This is a genomic window from Paenibacillus sp. FSL R5-0928 (assembly GCF_037970385.1).
GTDB lineage: Bacteria > Bacillota > Bacilli > Paenibacillales > Paenibacillaceae > Paenibacillus_AQ > Paenibacillus_AQ odorifer.
The window spans coordinates 3,992,148-4,013,080 of record NZ_CP150225.1; the positions used below are offsets into that span (position 1 = coordinate 3,992,148).

24 protein-coding genes are annotated in these 20,933 nt (G+C 42.8%); 4 read left to right on the forward strand and 20 right to left on the reverse strand.

Annotation, left to right across the window (positions count from 1 at the left end):
* Positions 1-69: 69 nt before the first annotated feature.
* From MKZ16_RS17905 to MKZ16_RS17970, 14 genes are all read right to left on the reverse strand, one after another.
* A complete protein-coding gene (locus tag MKZ16_RS17905; RefSeq protein WP_036687700.1) occupies positions 70-1,137 on the reverse strand; it encodes an SAM-dependent methyltransferase in 1,068 nt (355 codons plus the stop codon).
* On the reverse strand, positions 1,134-1,916 hold the full coding sequence (locus tag MKZ16_RS17910; protein ID WP_036687827.1) for an ATP-binding cassette domain-containing protein: 783 nt from the start codon (positions 1,914-1,916) through the stop codon (positions 1,134-1,136). Before MKZ16_RS17910 ends, MKZ16_RS17905 begins: the two co-directional genes overlap by 4 nt.
* Positions 1,916-2,239 carry a thioredoxin family protein gene (locus tag MKZ16_RS17915; RefSeq protein WP_038571558.1) on the reverse strand — a complete coding sequence of 108 codons (324 nt, stop codon included), beginning with the start codon at positions 2,237-2,239 and terminating at the stop codon, positions 1,916-1,918. Before MKZ16_RS17915 ends, MKZ16_RS17910 begins: the two co-directional genes overlap by 1 nt.
* Positions 2,236-2,580 (reverse strand): cyclic-phosphate processing receiver domain-containing protein, encoded by a 345-nt coding sequence (locus MKZ16_RS17920; protein WP_036687703.1) that lies wholly within the window; start codon positions 2,578-2,580, stop codon positions 2,236-2,238. The genes MKZ16_RS17915 and MKZ16_RS17920 overlap by 4 nt, the downstream gene beginning before the upstream one ends.
* Positions 2,581-2,583: 3 nt before the next feature.
* Positions 2,584-3,441, reverse strand: coding sequence for a deoxyribonuclease IV (locus tag MKZ16_RS17925; protein ID WP_076103943.1), 858 nt, complete (start codon positions 3,439-3,441; stop codon positions 2,584-2,586).
* The gene (locus tag MKZ16_RS17930; protein ID WP_076103944.1) at positions 3,431-4,246 is read right to left on the reverse strand and encodes a DNA-formamidopyrimidine glycosylase family protein; all 816 of its coding nucleotides are present in this window, start codon (positions 4,244-4,246) and stop codon (positions 3,431-3,433) included. Before MKZ16_RS17930 ends, MKZ16_RS17925 begins: the two co-directional genes overlap by 11 nt.
* Before the next feature lie 45 nt (positions 4,247-4,291).
* Positions 4,292-5,080 (reverse strand): TIGR01457 family HAD-type hydrolase, encoded by a 789-nt coding sequence (locus MKZ16_RS17935; RefSeq protein WP_038571566.1) that lies wholly within the window; start codon positions 5,078-5,080, stop codon positions 4,292-4,294.
* Positions 5,081-5,373: 293 nt separating this feature from the next.
* The gene (gene rnz / locus MKZ16_RS17940; RefSeq protein ID WP_076103946.1) at positions 5,374-6,312 is read right to left on the reverse strand and encodes a ribonuclease Z; all 939 of its coding nucleotides are present in this window, start codon (positions 6,310-6,312) and stop codon (positions 5,374-5,376) included.
* A gap of 143 nt (positions 6,313-6,455) precedes the next feature.
* Positions 6,456-9,893, reverse strand: a complete 3,438-nt coding sequence (gene metH / locus MKZ16_RS17945) for a methionine synthase (protein WP_076098764.1) — start codon at positions 9,891-9,893, stop codon at positions 6,456-6,458.
* A 119-nt stretch (positions 9,894-10,012) separates the two neighbouring features.
* Positions 10,013-10,438 carry a FixH family protein gene (locus tag MKZ16_RS17950; protein WP_038571571.1) on the reverse strand — a complete coding sequence of 142 codons (426 nt, stop codon included), beginning with the start codon at positions 10,436-10,438 and terminating at the stop codon, positions 10,013-10,015.
* 262 nt (positions 10,439-10,700) lie between these two features.
* Complete coding sequence (locus tag MKZ16_RS17955) at positions 10,701-11,486, reverse strand: HAD family hydrolase (protein ID WP_076103947.1); 786 nt, start codon at positions 11,484-11,486, stop codon at positions 10,701-10,703.
* Between the two features lie 34 nt (positions 11,487-11,520).
* Positions 11,521-12,042 carry a hypothetical protein gene (locus MKZ16_RS17960; RefSeq protein WP_036687716.1) on the reverse strand — a complete coding sequence of 174 codons (522 nt, stop codon included), beginning with the start codon at positions 12,040-12,042 and terminating at the stop codon, positions 11,521-11,523.
* A 49-nt stretch (positions 12,043-12,091) separates the two neighbouring features.
* Positions 12,092-12,301, reverse strand: a complete 210-nt coding sequence (locus MKZ16_RS17965) for a DUF896 domain-containing protein (RefSeq protein WP_036687717.1) — start codon at positions 12,299-12,301, stop codon at positions 12,092-12,094.
* A gap of 109 nt (positions 12,302-12,410) precedes the next feature.
* Entirely contained in the window at positions 12,411-12,824 is a 414-nt protein-coding gene (locus MKZ16_RS17970; RefSeq protein ID WP_036687719.1) for a LysM peptidoglycan-binding domain-containing protein, read from the reverse strand.
* 251 nt (positions 12,825-13,075) lie between these two features.
* Between MKZ16_RS17970 and lexA the strand changes: the two genes are divergently transcribed.
* From lexA to MKZ16_RS17990, 4 genes are all read left to right on the forward strand, one after another.
* Complete coding sequence (gene lexA, locus MKZ16_RS17975; protein ID WP_036687720.1) at positions 13,076-13,702, forward strand: transcriptional repressor LexA; 627 nt, start codon at positions 13,076-13,078, stop codon at positions 13,700-13,702.
* Between the two features lie 177 nt (positions 13,703-13,879).
* A complete protein-coding gene (locus tag MKZ16_RS17980) occupies positions 13,880-14,218 on the forward strand; it encodes a L,D-transpeptidase (RefSeq protein ID WP_076103948.1) in 339 nt (112 codons plus the stop codon).
* Positions 14,219-14,370: 152 nt separating this feature from the next.
* Positions 14,371-14,751, forward strand: a complete 381-nt coding sequence (locus MKZ16_RS17985; RefSeq protein WP_038571576.1) for a hypothetical protein — start codon at positions 14,371-14,373, stop codon at positions 14,749-14,751.
* Between the two features lie 323 nt (positions 14,752-15,074).
* The gene (locus tag MKZ16_RS17990; RefSeq protein WP_143758988.1) at positions 15,075-15,548 is read left to right on the forward strand and encodes a hypothetical protein; all 474 of its coding nucleotides are present in this window, start codon (positions 15,075-15,077) and stop codon (positions 15,546-15,548) included.
* Positions 15,549-15,596: 48 nt separating this feature from the next.
* On the opposite strand, the gene MKZ16_RS17995 is transcribed toward MKZ16_RS17990, so the two are convergent.
* The 6 genes from MKZ16_RS17995 to MKZ16_RS18020 form a co-directional block, all read right to left on the reverse strand.
* The gene (locus MKZ16_RS17995) at positions 15,597-16,379 is read right to left on the reverse strand and encodes an MBL fold metallo-hydrolase (protein WP_076103951.1); all 783 of its coding nucleotides are present in this window, start codon (positions 16,377-16,379) and stop codon (positions 15,597-15,599) included.
* The gene (locus tag MKZ16_RS18000) at positions 16,380-16,871 is read right to left on the reverse strand and encodes a cupin domain-containing protein (protein WP_051491529.1); all 492 of its coding nucleotides are present in this window, start codon (positions 16,869-16,871) and stop codon (positions 16,380-16,382) included.
* Between the two features lie 34 nt (positions 16,872-16,905).
* Positions 16,906-17,109, reverse strand: coding sequence for a DUF5316 domain-containing protein (locus MKZ16_RS18005; protein WP_076103952.1), 204 nt, complete (start codon positions 17,107-17,109; stop codon positions 16,906-16,908).
* A gap of 425 nt (positions 17,110-17,534) precedes the next feature.
* A complete protein-coding gene (locus MKZ16_RS18010) occupies positions 17,535-18,224 on the reverse strand; it encodes a hypothetical protein (RefSeq protein WP_076103954.1) in 690 nt (229 codons plus the stop codon).
* Between the two features lie 910 nt (positions 18,225-19,134).
* A complete protein-coding gene (gene glnA, locus MKZ16_RS18015; protein WP_036687730.1) occupies positions 19,135-20,463 on the reverse strand; it encodes a type I glutamate--ammonia ligase in 1,329 nt (442 codons plus the stop codon).
* 33 nt (positions 20,464-20,496) lie between these two features.
* A complete protein-coding gene (locus tag MKZ16_RS18020) occupies positions 20,497-20,907 on the reverse strand; it encodes a MerR family transcriptional regulator (protein WP_019910684.1) in 411 nt (136 codons plus the stop codon).
* Positions 20,908-20,933 lie beyond the last annotated feature (26 nt).

The following is a 20,933-nucleotide window of genomic DNA, read 5'->3' on the forward strand; positions in this document are numbered from 1 at the left end:
GTTACCGCAGATTACGATAACGTTAATAACGGGATGCTTTCCCTTAAGATTTTTAAATTAGGATCTTACCTAGTATTTAATCATATAAAGCGTGATCTCGTCACGATTATGAAACAGCTGCTTAGCCCGCTGAATCTGCATACGTTCGCCCTCAAACATTGCAATGATCTCTTTGATCATCGCTAGAGGTTTCTTATGCATCAGCTTTACGGTCACAATCGCTGTTCCGCCTGGTGACAGGCTGTGCAGCAGCCCGGTTACAAGCTTTGCCATCAGCTTAGGACTCCAGCTCATATCACATACAAGCAGATCAAATTCATTATCGCGGAATTTCACTTCTCCGGCATTTTTGCGCAGGATCTTCAGACCCGGGTAATTACGCAGCGATTCATGCATCAAAGCAGGGTCAACCGCTGTTACCTTCATTCCACGCTCCAGCAAGAAAGAAGTCCAGCCCCCTGGAGAGGCACCAATATCAAGCGCATTACGGAAGCTGTAAAAAGGAATAGCGAACTCCTTCTCCGCTTCCATCAGCTTGAACTTAGCACGTGAGATTTGTCCGTCTTCCTTGCGGAAGCGGATTGCACCGCCATTCCAGCCGGATAGATTCTCTTCTGGTCTGGACACTCCTGCATATAAGGCATTCCCGTCTGCGTAGACAGAAATGACCCATGCCGGATCTTGTACTGTAAATTCTGCACCCAAGCTTTGCAATTGCTCCTGCAGCCATTCACGAAGTTCGCCCGGACTTTCCTGCCAGAAGGAAGGATCCCCTTTACGAACATTTAGGGATACTTTCTCCCCCTCTAGCTCACTGCGGCGGCTTAAATACACAGCCAAACGCTGTAGTGCTTCCATGGTTCCTTCATCCTGAAACTGCACAGGCTGTATATGACGAAGGAAAATGGGCAGATTCTGTGTGAGCAATCGTGATACTTCCTCGGGTTCAGACTGCAAGGTGGCGAGAAAGATTTCTCCCGGCAACAGCAGCGTACTCTTCACTGCGCCGAACAAGCGCCGAAGCTCTTCCTGAGCATATGGCGCAAAGCCGTGATTAGCTGTACAAATATATCGGGAGTACACTATTTCTTCCGGAGCAGTGGTCTGCTCTTCGTTATCATGTCTTAATTCGTTCAAATCGTTTTGCCTCCAGGTCTAATTTTAATCCAGGGACGACCGCTATCCCATTCTACATCAACAGGAATATCATATGTGGCCAAGATCATTTCTTTGGTTAATACTTCTTCTTTCGGTCCGGAACCAGCTAGCTTACCGTCGCGAATTAAAGCAACATGTGTAAAAAGCGGGACAATTTCTTCCACATGATGAGTTACATAAACAACGGAGACATTACGTTGTCTCAGCTTATCTACTTCAGCCAGCATTTTTTCTCTTTCGTACAGATCAAGACCTGCACAAGGCTCGTCCATAATCAGTAGTTTGGGGTCAGCCATAAGACATCTTGCCAGCATTGCTTTTTTTCGCTCTCCCTGTGACAAGGTTCCAAAAGGATGAAGTGCCATATTGCCCAGATTCATATCCTCTAGCAGGCGGATTGCCTTCTCCTTCACTTCGTGTGGAATGCTCTCGTAGAAACGCAAATAAGCGTAAGCTCCTGTAGCGACAACCTCCCACACCGGATCATTTAAAGACATCTTCTCCATTAAGGAAGGACCAATATAACCAATTTCTTTACGAACCTCGCGTAAATCACATTGACCATATTTATTCCCCAATACCTCAACAGTTCCTTTGCTAGGGAATAAATAACCTGTCATAATCTCCAAAATTGTTGTTTTGCCAGAACCATTCCGTCCCAAAATGACCCAGTTTTCGCCTTCCTTAACTTCTAAGGACACATCGTCCAAGATTAGGCTTTCTTCTCTGCGCAGAGATAAATGTTGTAATGAAATGATCATGATATAACACTCCTTATGTATTCCAGAATCCGCTCAACTGAAACCATTGAATAATAAATATGCGGATCCTCTATCCGGTCAGCAGAAGCCACTAGTAGAGCAGGAACACTGGTAATACGGTATTGTTGTACCAGATTAGGCAACATGTTCACATTTCCAGCAACCATTTGGAGTTCAGCAGGCAACAGATGTGCCGCCACTTCCAACATGCGTTCTGTAGCCTTACAGGTACCACACAGCGGAGTATGCAAAAACACTACCAGCGGTTCTCCCGGTCTCGTGAGTATCTCCAGTAAATCCGCTTCATTCATTTCCTTCATTTTAGTCCCGTCTCCCCAGCGATATCATGAAGCTTATCAGAACTCAGGGGACCATTAAACAAGCGCATCCCCTCAGGTTTAGCCGCGTATAAGATTTCATACATTTCTTTTCTCCCTAAAACGCTGGAGGTGTGTAGATAGATTTCACAGGGGTACAGTCCTTCCAGAACAATCCGTCTAGCCACTTCCCCACCTGAATAATCATCCGGTCCCATATCATAATCTAACGATAAAATACCGACCTCACACTCACGCAGCATCAGAAGACATTCTTCTGTTGTCCGGGCTAAAGCAAATCCAAGCGGACCTTTACGGAGATCGTCCATATAGATATGAATCACTTTCTAGCCCCCCGCTTCAAACCAACTGCGAACAGTAGCTATTTCATTCCGATGACTGCCATCTGGACCCTTTTCAGTTTCCAAAACAACAGATGTTTTACGTAATGGATCAGAAGTTATTAAGCTTTCAAGACCCTTTTCACCGATAAAACCTTTTCCTATTCCAGCATGCCGGTCCCGTCTTGAACCAAAGGGAAACTTAGAATCATTAAGATGAACAGCTACAAGATGTGGCCAAAATCCAAGCTGGTTTCCTCGTTCAAGCAAGTCTTCCGTATGCTCAGGATTCCAAATTCCTGCTGCAAAAGCATGACAGGTATCCAGACAAAATCCAATCTTCTTGGGAAACTGGCTAAGCTCACGAACCTTCACCAATTCTTCAAGTGTAATCCCTTCGGTACCATGGTTGCCCGCTTGATTCTCAATTAGCAGCTTGGCGTTACCTTCCCAGGACTGCAGCGTCTCATTCATACATTGTATAATATTTTGATAGCCTTGTAACGGCTCCATTCCAGCAAAATGTCCAAAATGAACAACAATACCTAAGGAACCGCAGGCTTCAGCAATTTCCAGATCATTAAGAAGGGAGTCTACATACACCTTTCGAGGGGTTGCGTCATCCCTATTCGCAGCCATATTGATTGCATAAGGGGTGTGGGCGATAGAGGTGATTCCTTTTTCTTGGCAAAAGAGTGCACAATCCCTTGTATCTCGAATATCAACCGTCTTTAGCTTCAGACTGCGCGGATTTTTCGGAAAATATTGAAAACTTGTTGCACCGCTCTCCCAAGCAAATCGGGCAGCTCTCCCATATCCACCACGAATGCTGACATGAGCCCCTATTTTGGGTTTAGGCTTCATGCTGACAGTCTGGGCAATAAAATACTTTGCGTCCAGACAGCTCTGTTTTGATAATCGTTCCCCCATCGCGTAGGCAAGGCTCGCCCTCACGGTCATAGACTTTACATTGATCATTATAGGAACCCGTAACCATGTCACCTGTCATAAACGGCATTTCCATGTATCCGCCGATCTCTGTCGCATCAGTTAATACTTTTTGAATGCTTTGATACAGACGGGAGATGGCTTCAGGTGTTAAATTTTGTACTAAAACTGAAGGCAGAAGCCCAGCGTCAAAAGCAATCTCATCCGCATAACAATTTCCAATACCCGCCATTACATGCTGATTCACTAACAGACTTTTTAACGCACCACGCCGCCCTTTTAATATTCCTGCAAAACGTTCCGGCGTCATCCGTCGATCCAGCAGCTCAGGTCCAAGCTTACCCATCGTTGCTTCGCTTTCCTTCACGGATACTAAATGTAAGAACCCTAACCGCAGGCCCATAAAATAAAGGATCTGATCACCAAATGCGATTTCTACTTGCGTATTACGATCCGGCCGCTCTTCTTCTGAACCATAAAAAAGCAATCCACCCAGCATTAAATGCAATAGTAATCTTCGTCCATCATGGAGATGAAACAAAATGTACTTGGCGCGCCGCTCTACAAAAACAACACGCGCACCGATCAAGGCATCAATGAAAGCTTCTGTTTCCATGTTAATTGTTTTTTCTCTGTTCACAATTACATTAGTTATCGGAACATTTATAATACGCTGGCTAAGCAGCTGTCTATAATTCTCCATTTCCGGCAATTCTGGCATACTCATCGTCCCCTCTAAGTTGGTGAAGTAATAAGACCCTAGCTATTATACACCGAGAAACATTTTAAGTTCAGCTAAATCGGCACATATTTCATCGGGAGTGATCCCTGTGATACTTTTATAGTGCTCCAGATTCTCTGTAGTGGTTAAACCGGTAAGAACAAGGATTGTACGACAGCCCGCATTAACACCGGCAGCGATATCCGTACGCATATTATCCCCAACAACAGCAGCATGTTCAGGTTGAATTTTCAGAAGATCTGTCGCATATTTGATCAGATGCGATTCAGGCTTACCGATCACTACTGGCTTCACACCACTGGCAGCCTCAATTGCTGCACCGATCGTACCCGCACCCGGCATAACCCCATCATCTGATGGTAACATTAAATCTGGATTGGTGAGCACAAACTTTGCCCCGCTCAAAATCCAACGCGAAGCTTGAGCTAACGAAGCATAATTAAAAGAACGATCGATACCTTGCACCACATAATCAGGGGATTCTGTGACGATTTGGAGCCCTGCCTCAATGCAAGCCATACGCAGTCCCTCTTCTCCAAGTATCGCCACTGTAGCCCCAGGTGATTCCTCAGCTATGTAACGTGCGGCTGCCATAGAAGAGGTACATACCTCCTCAGCTTTCGCCTCAATTCCCATTCCACTTAAGTGGGCAGCAACGTTAGCTGCCGTACGCGATGAGTTATTGGTAACAAATAAAAAAGGGATATCCGCTTCACGAAGAGCCTTTATCAGCAGATCAGCACCGGGAATCATTTTATGCCCATGGTACAATGTACCGTCTAGATCAATCAATAATCCTTCAATTTGTTCCATCACTAACCCCTCAGTTTCCATAATAAATTTAATTAATATAATAAATAAATAATAGTATTAACAAACTCGCAGCCTTTGCCCTGCTTGGATTTACAGGCATACTCAAGCCCTTTAGGTGGAAGATATCACCTACTGATTTTCGGCAATATGTCCAGCCATTCGTTCGTCTTTTACTCCGTGATTACTTTAAATCTAACACACTTCGTCGAATGAAATCGAACAAGCGTCCCATCCAGCATTTTTTAGCATAGCACTGTCATTTCCTGCGCTTTCCCGGAAAATAATCATTCCCCCTATTGCCCATTTAGTCTGCGAGGTACCGGATATGCATTAAATTCCTCAGCTAATAATGTCTCAGGGAATATGAGTTCAGCTTCCTCAAGCAAAGGAATTAACTCTTCATGCGAGCTGTAACGAGAACTGAAATGAGTCAGCAACAGCTGTCCTGCTTTGGCTTCTTTTGCTAACTCTGCAGCCTGACGCGCTGTACTGTGATGATATTGATACGCCATGTCAGCCAGATCATGGGCGAAGGTTGCTTCATGAACAACAAGGTCTGCATTAAGAGAGAGTTCTAAGGCTCCCGAACAAGGTCTTGTATCCCCAAGGATAGTAACAATACGTCCTCGTTTAGGTTCCCTGACAACATCAGCAGCACAGATTCGTACACCTTCATCCGTAACAACATCTTCACCTTTTTTTAATTTCCCATAAATCGGTCCCGGTTTTAAACCATAACTCTTAAGCAATTCCGTATTGAGGCTTCCGGGGCTATCCTTTTCCGTTACCCGGTAGCCATAGCTGTCAATGCGGTGCTCAAGTAGTGCCGCCTCAACTTTAAAGCCATCATCCTCGAATATAATTCCTCCTGTATGCTCTACAATCTCAATCTTGTAAGGAATTCGGGATTGGCTCACAGCTAAGGAGATCTCTAGGTATGCTTTTAATCCAGGGGGTCCGTACACCGTTAACGGCGCTGTACCTCCCTGATAACCACGACTTGATAATAGACCTGGAAGACCAAATAGGTGATCGCCATGCAAGTGAGTAATAAATAGTTTTTCCAGCTTTCCTAACCGAATCGGCGAACTAAGAACCTGATGTTGTGTACCTTCCCCACAATCGAACATCCAAATACTGCGACGTTCTTCCAGCAGTCTTAATGTAACGGACGTTACATTACGTTGTAGCGTTGGTACACCTGCATTAGTACCTAAAAAATATAAATCCATTCTTTTTCCTCCCTTCTACTTATTGGCTCAACCATCTCTTTTCAATTCTAAACGACCTTCTTCCAGCAAAAAACCCCCCAGTTACGGGAGGTTCCGCTGAAAGGGATACAATCCCCTACAGACCAGGTATATAAATGAAAGAATTACAGCTTCTCTACATTAAAATACTGCGCTTCTGGATGGGCAAATACCATAGCCGAAACGGAAGCTTCGGGCTCCATCATAAAGCCTTCTGTAAGGTGAACACCGATATCCTCCGGAGATAACAACTTAAACAGTGGACCTTGATCTTCTAAATCCGGGCATGCAGGATAACCAAATGAAACACGGATCCCTTGGTATCTTGCCCCATGTCTTTGCTTCATCGTCATATCCGCCGGATCTGGGAAACCCCAAGTATCGCGCATCATATGATGGACACGTTCTGCCAGTCCTTCTGCCACTTCAAGTGCAACCGACTGCAAGGCGTGTGAACGCAGATAATCTCCGCTTTCTTTCAGCTGAGTAGACAATTCACGTACACCGTGACCTGCTGTTACAACTAGGAATCCAACATAGTCCATAATACCACTGTCAACAGGTTTCAAGAAGTCCGCCAAGCATAGATGAGGCTCTACCCCTTGTCTTGGGAAAGTAAAGGTATGCAGGATCTCGGACGTATTCTGTGGATTATACACTATAATATCATTCCCTTGCGATTGTGCAGGGAAGAATTGATACATAGCATGTGGAGTAATGGTACCCTCTAGCATCGCTTGATGGAGAATATCGTCTACGGTACCCTTCAGTTCAACAGTCCGCTGATCTCCAGCAGCTAATTGGGCTTCTACAGAACCCCGTAACCCCAAATGATGACCCAGCAGCATTTGCATATTCACATAGGGGATAATATGCCCCAATGGATAGTTACGCAGTACGTGACGTTCTAAATCCGGTGGAACAAAAACAGGTGCATCTGGAGATATTTTGGAACGCACTGCTCTGGTTAGTTTCGGCAGTTCTTGCTTAGGCGCAACCGCAACCGCTGCTTCTGCCTCCACACGAATTTCCTCGGCAATCTTCTCCCGTTCTTCAGGGTTCATAAGCCGATTGGCAATATCCAGCCCGTCCATAGCGTCCTTAGCATACAATACTAGGCCGTCATATTCTGGACGAATACGGGTCTTCGTAAATTTACGGGTCAAAGCTGCGCCGCCAACCATAATCGGAACATCGATCCCAGCTGTACGTAAATCCTGAGCGGTGAGCACCATCTGCTGAGCAGATTTTACAAGCAGCCCGGACAATCCTATCGCATCAGCTTTTTCTCGACGGAAGGCTTCGATAATGGTCTCTGGTGGTACTTTTATACCCAAATTAATGATCTGATAACCATTGTTGGAGAGGATGATCTCCACTAGATTCTTACCAATATCATGCACGTCCCCTTTTACGGTCGCCAGCATAATTTTTCCTTTAACCGCTGTCTCATCCTTCTGCATAAACTGCTCTAGGTGATTCACAGAAGCCTTCATCACTTCAGCGCTTTGCAGCACTTCAGCAACAATCAATTCATTATTATTAAATAACCGGCCGACTTCCGACATCCCTGCCATCAGCGGTCCATTGATGATCTCCAGCGGACCAGATTTAGTCAATGCTTCATTTAGATCAGGAATGAGTCCTTCCTTCGTACCTTCAACCACATAGGAGGCTAAACGTTCTTCAAGTGACAGGTTGGAAATCTTCTCTTTTTTCTCTACTTTTTTACCACGGAAAGCAGCTACAAAAGCAGAAAGCGTCTCATCATTCGTATTATAAATCAGTTCCTCAGCAAGATGACGTTCTTCGGCAGGAATGGAAGCATACCGCTCCACTTTCTCTGTATTTACGATCGCATAATCTAATCCAGCTTTTGTACATTCATAAAGGAATACTGAGTTCAACACTTCACGTCCCGCTTCCGGCAATCCAAAGGAGACGTTGCTGATGCCCAAGATCGTATGAACACCTGGAAGTGCTTCCTTGATCAAACGAATGCCGTCAATCGTTTCTTTTGCTGAACCGATATATTGTTCATCTCCGGTTCCTACAGGGAACACCAGCGTGTCAAAAATAAGATCTTCTCCTGCTAAACCATACTTGTTCACTAGCAAGTCATAGGAGCGTTTAGCCACTTCCAGTTTATCTGTCGCCTTAATTGCTTGTCCCGTCTCATCGATGGTACCCACAACAATAGCTGCGCCATATTTATGAATGATCGGCGTCACCAGCTCGAATTTCTCTTCACCATCTTCAAGGTTAATAGAGTTAATTATCGCCTTACCTTGGCAGTACTGCAAAGCTAAATCAATAACCTTAGGATCGGTAGTATCGATCATCAGAGGTACTTTAACCTTTTTTACAACCAGTTCTAAGAAAAGCTTAATATCTTCAATCTCATCGCGGTCAGGGTCTTGTACACACACGTCAATAACCTGTGCCCCACTCTTTACCTGAGCTCGGGCAATTTCTGAGGCTTCCTCATATTTACCTTCGACGATAAGACGTTTGAATTTACGAGAGCCAAGTACATTCGTACGTTCACCAACCATGTAAGGACGGTTGTCGTTCTCAATATAGATAGGCTCAATACCTGAAAGTGCAGGTGGATGATTACCTGCCAGCGGGCGTGGAGGATATTCGGAAAGTGCTTCCTTCATCGCACGGATATGCTCTGGTGTCGTTCCACAGCAGCCCCCCGCAATATTCAGCCAGCCTTTTTCAGCAAAGGCTGCAATCTTGCGAGCTAAAGAATCTGGAGATTCATGATAATGTCCATTCTCATCCGGCAATCCTGCGTTTGGATAACAGCTCACGGCTGCCGAGGAGATCTCCGAAAGCGAACGAATATGATCCCGCATGAACTCTGGACCAGTCGCACAGTTGAGGCCCATAGAGATAGGCTTCAGATGTTCTAATGAGATATAAAATGCTTCAATATTCTGACCCGCCAGTGTAGTACCCATTGGTTCAATTGTTCCTGAAATCATAACCGGTAATGTGATGCCAGTCTTTTCAAAAGCATTACGAATACCAATACTTCCAGCTTTAACGTTAAGTGTATCTTGAGAGGTCTCCAGCAGCAAAACATCTACTTTACCGTCGATCAATGCCACTGCTTGTTCCTCATAGCTATCAACTAGCTCTTGGAAAGTAACGCCTCCAGTTACTGAGAGCGTTTTTGTTGTTGGACCCATAGCCCCCACGACGTATCGCGGACGGTCAGGTGTGTCATATTTGTCTACTGCTCTGCGAGCCAACTCTGCTGCCGCTAGATTGATCTCACGTGCGCGCTGAGGAATATCATATTCAGCTAGTACAACAGAGGTTGCACCAAATGTGTTAGTCTCAATGAGATCAGCCCCTGCTTCGAGATACTGCTCATGAATCGTCTGAATGACTTCTGGACGTGTTAATACCAGCATTTCATTACAGCCATCCAGCTCATCGCCACCAAAATCTTCTCCAGTAAGAGGCACCTGTTGGATCATTGTGCCCATTGCGCCATCAAGGATCAAAATCCTTTGTTGTAAGCTTTCCTCAAGTGTATATTTAGCCAACTAATAGTCCCCCCAGTAAAACATTAGAGTAAGTTTAGCAGAATAAAGGAATTTCGAAAAGCCTTCCTTTCCACTCTGCTTTATCTGTTATTGCTCAGCAACCGTTGTGAACCTTTGAATCATGGTTTCACAGACAGCTCTTTGCTAGGCATAGAGTGCTGTGTCCGGGCTGTCACATGTGAAGTGACATTATATTGTCCTTCCTTTTCAAGGGTCCCTTCTGCTTGATAGACTCCTTTACCTATTAGCTTTCCCTTAAGCTCTATTTTCTGTCCCTCATCATTTTTATTCACAATTTCGAACAGAACCTCTTTTGCATCATCTACTGCCTCGTTATCTTGGGTCACCACAGCTTCAAAGGTTACCTTTTGATTTACAACAACTTCTTCAGGACTCCATTGTAGTTCGACTTTGATAGGTTCCATAGACATGTTCATATTCATGTTATGTATTTCTGAATGCTTGGTTCCATTTGAAGAACATCCACCTAGTACTAGAAGTGTTGCACCTAATAATACAGCGACTAATTTCTTCGATCTCATCATTTGGAGCCCTCCCAATCATTATCGAATAATAAAAATCTACCAATTCATGTTATACATCTCCATCTATTATACACATTATTATTGGTTTTTCAGTATTTTGCATCAATTCCGCATTAGACTTGTGACTTAAATCATTTACTTAAAAATCTAATGAAATCCTTATGTTAGTATGTATGTACAGAAAAGCAGCGAGTTTCTTAGGATCTCAGAAACTCGCTGCTTTTATAAAGTCTTTATGTTGGAGCTAATAGCTCTGTATATCTTACAAGGATTGAACTAGTGGAAGAAGCTCCTCAAGGTGATTGATTTCATGATCCGGATGAATATCAAGACTAGCTGCTCTACCTTTTCTATTAATCCAGACCGTGGTCAACCCTGCTGCCAGCCCCCCACGGATATCCGTTGTAAGCTTATCGCCGACCATAACCGCTTGCTCAGGAGTTACATCAAGAAGCTCTAAAGCATGCAGGAAAATTTCCTTATCCGGTTTGCCTTTACCAAAGCTTCCGGAAATCACAATGTGATCAAAGAAAGGAATTAGCTCTGGCACACCATCTAGTTTTTCTTGTTGCAGTGCAGGACAGCCGTTCGTAAGTAGCAAAAGCTTCACTTGACCCCGTAACTGCTCCAGTACATGCATTGTTTCTTCATAGATGTATGGACGTTTTCTGCGCTCTGCAGCGAATTTAGTTGCCAAGGTCTCAGCTAGTGCTTCGTCTTCCACCCCTAAGGCTGCAAGTCCGCGACGCCAAGACTCTTTACGATATACCGGTGCAAGCTGCTCCAATTGACGGAATTCTGGCTGTTCACCTGCCGTAAAGTTCGCCCAGAGTGCTTCATATGGATTAATTCCGATCATCTTTGTAAATGGGAACGTCTCATAAGATTCATACAAGCTACTTGCTTCCTTACGAACTGCAACTTCTAGTTCTTGTGGATCAATCGTATCCCCGGCGGCTTCACAAGCAGAACGAAATGCTTCTTCGACGCTCCGATCATCCCACAGCAATGTATCATCAAGGTCAAATAGTACAGCAGAAATTGGCATTACAGGTCTCCCTCTCCCTTTAACTGGTCTAGTTCTATTCGTGAACTACTTCAATGTTGTGAGCTTTAGCAAATGCTTCTAATCGTGTACTCATCGCATTAGTATCATAGCGATTCATAAGTCTTGTGAAAATCCATTTCGTACGTTTCCCTTTGTGCTTAATGACTACAGCTCCACGCGAAAGTGTGATTTTCTCAATATCTGCAGCTGGAAGCCCGCGTTCGCGATTGAATTTAATAGTAGACAGTCTTGCTTTTTCCACCTTCAAGTACGGACGACGGAAGAACAATAGCGCTGCCAGCAAATAGTACAGTACTACTCCCAACCAATTAGCCAGCATGCCATTTCCTTTGGCCTGATCAATAGAACCAACTACCCAAAACATAGTGCCAAGTATCACTAACACTACCGGAAATGCAATGTTGCGACCTTTAAAGACTTCGGCATTCTGGGTAGGAGATTTAGAGGCATAAATCGTATCCTTGCCTTGTTTCTTTCTTTGCTTGTTGATTTGCTGTGTGTTGCGTTGAACCATTCTTTCCCAAGAACGGGCCATGTGCGTTCCCCCTAGTCATCCTGAAATATCTATGAAAAGGAACAGCGAGCTAATGTTTAAGCCCCTTGTTACCTTGTTCATGCTCATCGTTATCTACTACTTCAATAGTATTTAATTGTGCTCGGAAGTTATTGCGGATATTCCCCAGGTAAATTTCACGAAGCTTGGCGCGTTCCGCCACTTCCTCTTGATTAAGGCCTACGCTCTTCTGTTTGCGTGCCAATTCGTTAATTCGCGCGACCAACTCATCAATATTCAATACTTTCCCTCCCCCTATAAATTAATTCTAACTCTGCCATGAGAAAAAGAGCTTGTCAAGGTCTACTCCCTGCAAGCTCTACTGGTCATTCTATTATGTTCTCAGAAAATTAATAAATAGGTAAAGTAAGTATGTCTCCAGCGTTAATTTGACTACTCTTAATCCCACTTGAACGTTTAATTCCTTCTATATAAACAACTGTCTTCATATCAGCCGGTTTATTCTTAAGGGCAATACTCCATAGTGTATCTCCACGTTCAACCACAATCCGCTTCTCTTCCTTCATTATAGTCGTCGATCCTGCAAATACATTTCCCACTACTGTTAGGCCAGAAAATACTAGCACGATAATCAATATTAACTTAATAAAGAAGTCCTGACGGAACAACGAAATCATCCCTCCTAGCAAACGTTCCGTTATCTCTTTCACCTTAGCGGAATTACGGGCAACGTCATTATGTCCTAAAGATTCAACCACTGGGGCCTTATCGTAGATGCTGCGATATGTACTGTATTTTAGCATAATTATCATCCTCCAAACACTTGTTCTTACTTTCGAATTCATAATAACACGAACATGTGTTTTGTTCAATACTATTTCAGAACAATTCTTCTCTTTTTTTCGAGAGACTCAAGTGGTACATTTTATTATCATTTGTCTACCATTTTTTAACTCTAGCAGATTAATATTTATAATAGTTAGAACTTATGTTTGTGCGAACGGTAGTTCTATGTTATAATTTTCCCAAACATTACTATATGGGGTTGATTCCAATGTCAAAGATTTCAAGTCGCCAGCTGGCGATCCTGGAATTTATACGAAGCGAAGTCCGCAGCAAGGGTTATCCACCTTCCGTCCGGGAAATTGGAGAAGCTGTTGGCCTTGCTTCCAGCTCCACAGTTCACGGTCATTTGGACCGGCTTGAGAAGAAGGGACTTATTCGTCGAGATCCAACGAAGCCACGTGCAATAGAATTACTAGGCCAAGAGGATTCAGAGAATGTTCACCAATTCGCCCAGACCATCTCACGGATTCCTGTCGTAGGTAAAGTTACCGCCGGGGTACCTATCACTGCTACAGAGAATATCGAGGACTACTTCCCACTTCCTACTCACTATGTAGGTGACAACAAAGTATTTATGCTGTCAGTTATGGGTGATAGTATGGTGGATGCTGGCATTATGAATGGTGATTATGTAATTGTTCGCCAACAACAAACAGCGGACAATGGAGATATCGTTGTAGCCATGACTGAAGAAGATGAAGCAACCGTTAAGACCTTTTACAAGGAACGTGATCATATACGGCTTCAGCCGGAGAATCCAGCTTATGAGCCTCTTCGCCTTAATCGCGTAACTATTCTCGGAAGAGTCATCGGATTGTTTCGAGATATCCACTAAGTATGCACTCCTACCATAAAAGGCTGTTCCGCAAATGCGGAACAGCCTTTTTTCTGTGTATTTTGCTTTCTCAACCGCTAACGAACATTTGTTCTCGTTCGCTAAAATGGGCATTTTCTATGAATAACCGTTTAGGCGTTCTGCTCATATCCTAATTAGAAAGGAGTGTTGTGCATAATGCCAAATTACCGAATTATTGTAGATCTGACCCAAAGAATGTTATATCTTCTGGACAATGATATTGTGATTAGAGGTTTCCCTGTCGGCATTGGTAAGATGTTAACCCAATCCCCAGTGGGAGAATTCACGATTATTAACAAACAACCCAATCCAGGCGGTCCCTTTGGTGCCTTTTGGATGGGACTGTCTAAACCACACTACGGGATTCATGGAACGAATGATCCTTCCTCCATTGGGAAAAAGGTATCCCACGGCTGTATCCGGATGTACAACGAGGATGTGTTAACACTCGCAGCTATCGTCCCTATAGGAACACGAGTAACGATAAGGAATTGAATTCGCTGAGGACGTCACAGCCCCCAAATCACCATATACAGAATGGGGGTCATTACATAAGTAAGTATTTTTTCATTAGCATACTAGGAGTTTGGTGATTATATGTCGAATATTGTTAACAGGATTGCAAATTGAAAAGGATGTGTTTAGTTTTGAATAACTCAAAAATTAGAACCCTCGTCGATTTTAAAGTCGATGCACTGGGTAAGCTGTCCGGTTTACTTTTAAATGATGAACAAGCTAGTGGAAAAAAAGTGAATTTGCTCACCTCTTTTGGCAGCATTCAGGGAATCGTCTCTCCAGCCGTCTCCAACAAAGAGGATGTATTTGATTTAAAATCTTTGATGGATGATGTAATAGTAGACGAATACATATCTTATTTGGGAGCAGAACACCCTGATAAAAATTTCAGCTATAACTTTGTTGTCCTCAATGACGTTACTGTAAGACCTTATGCTAGTTATGGGACTCCGATCGAATACAAACAGCTGATTGTTTATACCGATCATATCACTGCCTTCAATTTTCTATAGGTTACATACTTACCTTAAAAAGCACCCTTGCAGCAACCCCCAATTTTGCGCCATTTGCAGAATCGGCAGGTTTCTCCGGGTGCTTTTTTTGGGCTAATTCCGAAGCCGATCCTATAATTCCACGAATTTCCCTTTTAAAAGATACTAGTGGGGATCATTCAGGCATATCTTTCAATAAGCAACAATTTGAGTCTAATGAGATAACTGGGAGGTGATTATATGCTGATTATCTTAGTGTACTTATTTGCTATTTTAGGAGTTGTTTTAATTCTAAGTGCCCCATTATAAAATTGAAAACGCTATCCACTTCATCTGATATTTCTATGCTAGTTAATGCGGCTGCATCCTTTAACATCATTTTCACCAAAACATTCATTCCCCCCAATCAATCTCACTTGATCGCACTTAACGAACCTAATAAAAAATTAGCAATAGGCACCAGAAATCCGAAGAGCAACAAAAAAGCAGTAGCAAAGCTATACTCTTTCGATAATGTAATGGGATCCGAGATTGTGGTTAACGCACTTACCCTTTCAAAAGTCTCCAAAAGACAACAAAACAGCAAAACAACTGCAACTAGTGCAGATATTAACGTCCTTAAGGAACCTGATGAAGAAGCTAATGTGATAGAAGAACTCACGCTTAAAATATATATGAACAGCAAAGAAACGCCTGTGTATTGTATTTCCTTCTTGCCGGGTTTATTGCCTATTCGACAATCCGACAACCAGTACAAGGAAGCTTACTCCCAAGTACAACAATTACATGCACTCTTCAGATCAATCGTATCTGAATAATTAAGTTGTTATCGCCACACCTCTCATTTGTTTTCAACATTGAAAGAACTAAAATTGCACACTGAACCCATCAAACTGGTGAATACCCGTACCATGTGCCACTACCTTTTGCTCACGTAACTCGCGAACTGCCTTTTTGACCTCTTGCAAAATAGATGGATCTAAACCCAGCGTATTATGAGAGCCGTATACTTGGGTAACCCCTGGAATTTCTGTAATCTTCTCTAAGGATGCCACTAAATCAGCCGGACTAGTCGAAGGGTAAAAAGCATAGATTGGCGTAACGTCATACAATAAATCACCTGTAAACAGATATCCGTTGGCATGATCAAATAGGCTGATATGACCTGGCGAATGACCTGGTGTGTGGTAAATTTCTATTTCGCGCCCACCTATGTCGAGCACATCCCCCTCTTGTAAAAGAGCCGTTGGTTTCCCTTGAAAAGGTATGTAGGTGTTAGGATCAAAGGTTTCAGGAACAGGAAGGGTGATGTCTCGACTCATATCCTTTCGAATCTGGGCAAGGGACAAGCCTTTTATTCCGTTAATCAGCCAATCCTCATCCTCTTTATGAACATAGATTGTCTCGAATTGTCCGTGACTGCCAATATGATCTGCATGCACATGTGTAGTTATGACAGCGATAGGTAAATCCGTTAACTGATCCGTTATTCTTTTTATATTATCAATACCTAATCCCGTATCAATTAACGCGGCTTGTTTTTGCCCCAAGAGTAAAAAAGAATGCACCTTTTCCCAATGTCCATATTCACTGATTGCATAGGTGGTCGGATCAATTTCCGTTACTGTAAACCAACGATCTTTAATCAATTACGCTCCCCCATTCCATTTTTCCCTTACATGCTCTTCTCCCTTATAATAATCCGCCTGTTCATCCGCTTGATAGATTTCTTGATAGGGTAAAATGTTGATTTTGCCTGAGTCTGGATATTCGCAAACATCTATTCCCTGATTCGTTCGGAGATCCAGATACCTGCATGGTGCATCCGTATGATTATAAAGCTGATGCGCCCCTTCCGGTCCCATTTCAAAAAATATTACATCCCCTTCCGTAACCTCCGTAAAACCCTCGGGTGTTCTTAACATCGCTTTTCCCGCTAAAATCACAAATATTTCTTCAGCATTTCTATGAAAATGATAAGGATAAGAATATTTATCAGGATCTAAAGATCTGATATCAAAAACTAAATGCTTGGAGCCCACCATTTCAGCTAATCTTTCACTCGTATGCCAAGCAAACTCTGGGATCGGGGACTGTTTTTGAGTAAATGAGACCGTATTTTCATTAAAAATCTTCACCATCTGCAACACTCCTCCTTCTTATATTTTGCGTTCATTACAACAAATAAAGAATCCCAGCTATAGCTAATGAAATAAGACCACCTAAAGCGGACCCATTCGCTACTTTGTTTTTAATTTTACGGTCTTGCTTAGATTCCGAATAAAAGTTACCTCTTTGTTGTGTACCTGTCGTGAAGGCTCCAACACATATACCTGAAATTATAAAAAAGCCCAATCCTATATAAATAAAAATTTGCATGAACTTACTCCTTCCCAGGAAAGAATTAGTTATCTATATATAAGATATTTTAACATTAAATCCCTCTCCTACGTGCCAAGACTTTCGGACCCAGATGACGCTATTTGCTATTTTTCAGCCTTTGGAGCATGGTTTCGGACTCCAGTGACGTTATTCCTAAGAATGAGGCTCATATTGAGTGTTTTTAATGCCAATAGCGACTATGGGGTCCTTTAGTATCCAAAATGTGGGATAAAGCTTCATATAAGGTCTGCTGGGTCCTATACCGGGCTCATACGCGAAATTTGCAACCTCAGCAAATGGAAATTGGCGTTCAAATGAAGTAAGGTACCAAAAAGAAGAAGAAGTGTGCCAACAACCATTTTTTGATTATGGTTATGGCACACTTCTTCTACTCCATACAACCCCTTCGGTTCTGTTTACACTTAATTCCTTTCAAGTTCAAGTGTTGCCAGTGAAACCATCACCCAAGGTGCAAAGTTATTCGACGAATCACCCTTAGGATTGTGTATCCGAAAAAGAAAAGCTTCCCCCGCCTGATTTTTCCAGACCATATAATCTTCTATCCCCTTATCACTGGTAGCCTGCAGATATAATTCTGCAAAACCTAGAGGATGTTCAATTAGTTCCCCGCTATGGTCGTTTGCTTTACCAATTGCAGAAAGCTCGGTTTGTCCCTGTTTCTTCAAAGCTGTGAGATCGTAACCGGCAGGCAAGTGTTCAATTTCGGCATAATAGGTTGGATCCTCAGTTAATGATAAACGACCAGACTGTGAGTCTAGTGTGAAACCCTGAAAAACATACAGGGAATATCCATCACCTTGCCCAAGTGTACCTTCTTGCCCTGAGACCCCTCCTTCCTGTTCACCAAATGCTTTGGTCTTTGGTCGATCGGATGCTAGAGGATCAGTGGCCTCCGGACTGGCGGACTCCTGCGCCTCCATAGAAGGAGTAGCAGAAGGTTCGGGAGTGGTTGTAGCTTCGACAACTGGCGTAGGCGCTGCACTTGACGCTGTAGGCTCTGTCTCGTTTGTTGTTTTATTGTTACTACATGCACCGAGAATTGAGGCAGACAGAAGAATACTAGTAGCTGTAGTTAATAATATTTTTTTCATTACGCACCTCCTTATTACTATAATAGTTATTACCCACATGACTAACGTATCCTCTTATTCTTCAAATCTTTTCTTCATTTTTATTGCTACGGATTGAAAAATTTCATTCAATCGACTCACTCTTATTGACAGCTATGGAGTTGTGCTCGAAATTCAAATTGTTCCCGGACGATTCGGGCACCTACTATCTTAATTAATGCCACCAGATTCCATAAAGTGACCCATGAGATCTTAGTTCTTCTCGGTTTTATAAGGTTAATTGGACTGAGCAAGAGCAAGGTAGACGATAAATCAATTAAAGTGAAAAAAATTTACAATCACTTTTACTTTAACACTTTTAGAATATACAAAAATAATAATATAGCGACTCACAGCCAACCGCGGGGTGGTTCTGTAAATCGCCATCCTTAATGATCTGTAACTCAGATTTGTGTCAACACTCTTTGATAAATCCTTTTAAAGTCAGAGCGATGCGGGAATATAACCAATATCTGTCATGACTATGCAGACTCGTCTGAAGAGTTATTTTTTTGATTTATAACTTCTTACTAATAAACTTATACCTTTAAAAATCAAAACCACTAATATCCCGAAAATTATCAAAGTTAATATTAAGTTTGACCAAACTATATCCAAATTCACTCCTCCGTCTCTACATTTAATTCTTCTATATCAAATCATATCCCATTATTTATGATAAATGAACAGCTTCTTACACGTTAAAATTGTTAGTCAACAATATGCCAATTTTGATATTCACCTGTAAAACATCCTCGAATAACCTTAACCTCAGCTATTTGTGGGCATTTCGCGGGCATTTTTCGTAGACATATCATTGATGGTTACAAAACCACTATTTTGCCCAAACAAAAAAACCCTCAACGCCAAAGGCGTCAAGGGTTTAAAGGTTCTAGTACAAAGTCATGTATTGGTTTCTTTCCCACTCGTGAACCTGAGTACGATAGATATCCCATTCGATTTCTTTCAGCTCGTAGAAGTGAGCCAGCGCATGTTCGCCGAGAGCTTCGGTAATTACATGGCTGCGGATCATTTCGCTTAGCGCTTCTTTCAAATCGGATGGCAAGCTCGGGATGCCTTCTTCAATACGCTCTTCCTCAGACATCACATAGATGTTACGGTCAATTGGGGCTGGAAGATCAAGCTTACGCTTAATTCCGTCTAGCCCTGCTTTCAACATAACAGCAAGTGCGAGGTATGGGTTAGCTGCCGGGTCCGGATTACGAACTTCAACACGTGTGCTAAGCCCTCTCGAAGCCGGGATACGAATCATCGGGCTACGGTTACTTGCAGACCAAGCTACGTAACAAGGTGCTTCATAACCAGGAACAAGGCGTTTGTAAGAGTTCACTGTTGGGTTAGTAATCGCTGCAAAAGCACGAGCGTGCTTCAAAATACCAGCCATATAGTAACGTGCAGTTTTGCTCAGACCTAGCTTGTCACTTTCATCGTAGAACATGTTTTCTTTGCCATTAAACAAGGATTGGTGAGCGTGCATACCCGATCCGTTAATACCAAACAAAGGTTTAGGCATAAAAGTTGCATGCAAGCCGTGTTGACGGGCAACCGTCTTCACAACGAGCTTAAAGGTTTGAATTTGGTCAGCAGAAGTGATCGCGTCAGCATATTTGAAATCAATTTCATGCTGGCCGGAAGCCACTTCATGGTGGGATGCTTCGATTTCAAAGCCCATTTCTTCAAGGGTCAATACGATTTCACGACGGCAGTTTTCTCCTAAGTCCGTAGGAGCTAAGTCGAAATAACCACCTTGGTCGTTCAATTCTGTAGTTGGGTTACCTCTTTCGTCTGTTTTGAACAAGAAGAATTCAGGTTCAGGTCCAACATTCATCGCTGTAAAGCCCATTTCTTCGGCTTCCTTCAGACAACGCTTCAGGATACCACGTGGGTCTCCAGCAAATGGAGTACCATCAGGCATATACACGTCACAAATCAGACGTGCAACACGGCTATCAGTCACCCAAGGGAAGATTACCCAAGTATCAAGATCTGGGAAGAGATACATATCGGATTCTTCAATCCGTACATAACCCTCAATGGAGGAACCATCAAACATCATTTTGTTGTCGAGTGCTTTTTCCAATTGGCTAACCGGAATCTCTACATTCTTGATAGTACCTAACAGATCTGTAAATTGCAGACGAATGAAACGAACATTCTCTTCCTTGGCAATGCGTAAAATATCCTCTTTAGAAAAGCTCACGTGATCCTCTCCCTTTCAAAACTCTGTATATTATTATTTATTAAAAAACCGGGATAACTCACCTTGAATAAGCGATACCTGTCCCGGTCTTTTACCGGAAACTAGTTCTTGCTTCAGCAAACGGTGAAGCTGCGAATCTGATAGCTCTCTACGTCTAACCTCTGTGTCAGGGGTAATCACAGTAGCTTCTTCGGATTCCTTAGAGACTGGGTTCATTACTTGCTTGATGCCAGCAATGTTAACACCCTTTTCAATCAAGGCCTTAATTTCTAATAGGCGCTCAACATCATTAAAAGAGAACAAACGTTGATTCCCAGATGTACGTGCAGGTACGATTAGACTGTGCTGTTCATAATAACGAATTTGTCTTGCAGATAAATCAGTTAACTTCATTACAATTCCAATAGGAAATAATGCCATATTTCTGCGGATTTCATCACCCATGACTCATCCAACCTTCCAATGATCTT

Coding starts and splice junctions, on each gene's coding strand:
- MKZ16_RS17950 (WP_038571571.1), bottom strand. CDS start 10,438: ATGATGAGATCGAAGAAATTAGTCGCTGTATTATTAGGTGCAACACTT.
- MKZ16_RS17915 (WP_038571558.1), bottom strand. CDS start 2,239: ATGAAGGAAATGAATGAAGCGGATTTACTGGAGATACTCACGAGACCG.
- MKZ16_RS17970 (WP_036687719.1), bottom strand. CDS start 12,824: ATGCTAAAATACAGTACATATCGCAGCATCTACGATAAGGCCCCAGTG.
- rnz (WP_076103946.1), bottom strand. CDS start 6,312: ATGGATTTATATTTTTTAGGTACTAATGCAGGTGTACCAACGCTACAA.
- MKZ16_RS17925 (WP_076103943.1), bottom strand. CDS start 3,441: ATGAAGCCTAAACCCAAAATAGGGGCTCATGTCAGCATTCGTGGTGGA.
- MKZ16_RS18020 (WP_019910684.1), bottom strand. CDS start 20,907: ATGGGTGATGAAATCCGCAGAAATATGGCATTATTTCCTATTGGAATT.
- MKZ16_RS17960 (WP_036687716.1), bottom strand. CDS start 12,042: ATGGCCCGTTCTTGGGAAAGAATGGTTCAACGCAACACACAGCAAATC.
- MKZ16_RS17990 (WP_143758988.1), top strand. CDS start 15,075: ATGCTAGTTAATGCGGCTGCATCCTTTAACATCATTTTCACCAAAACA.
- MKZ16_RS17930 (WP_076103944.1), bottom strand. CDS start 4,246: ATGCCAGAATTGCCGGAAATGGAGAATTATAGACAGCTGCTTAGCCAG.
- MKZ16_RS18010 (WP_076103954.1), bottom strand. CDS start 18,224: ATGAAAAAAATATTATTAACTACAGCTACTAGTATTCTTCTGTCTGCC.
- MKZ16_RS17980 (WP_076103948.1), top strand. CDS start 13,880: ATGCCAAATTACCGAATTATTGTAGATCTGACCCAAAGAATGTTATAT.
- MKZ16_RS18005 (WP_076103952.1), bottom strand. CDS start 17,109: ATGCAAATTTTTATTTATATAGGATTGGGCTTTTTTATAATTTCAGGT.
- MKZ16_RS17935 (WP_038571566.1), bottom strand. CDS start 5,080: ATGGAACAAATTGAAGGATTATTGATTGATCTAGACGGTACATTGTAC.
- MKZ16_RS18000 (WP_051491529.1), bottom strand. CDS start 16,871: ATGGTGAAGATTTTTAATGAAAATACGGTCTCATTTACTCAAAAACAG.
- lexA (WP_036687720.1), top strand. CDS start 13,076: ATGTCAAAGATTTCAAGTCGCCAGCTGGCGATCCTGGAATTTATACGA.
- MKZ16_RS17955 (WP_076103947.1), bottom strand. CDS start 11,486: ATGCCAATTTCTGCTGTACTATTTGACCTTGATGATACATTGCTGTGG.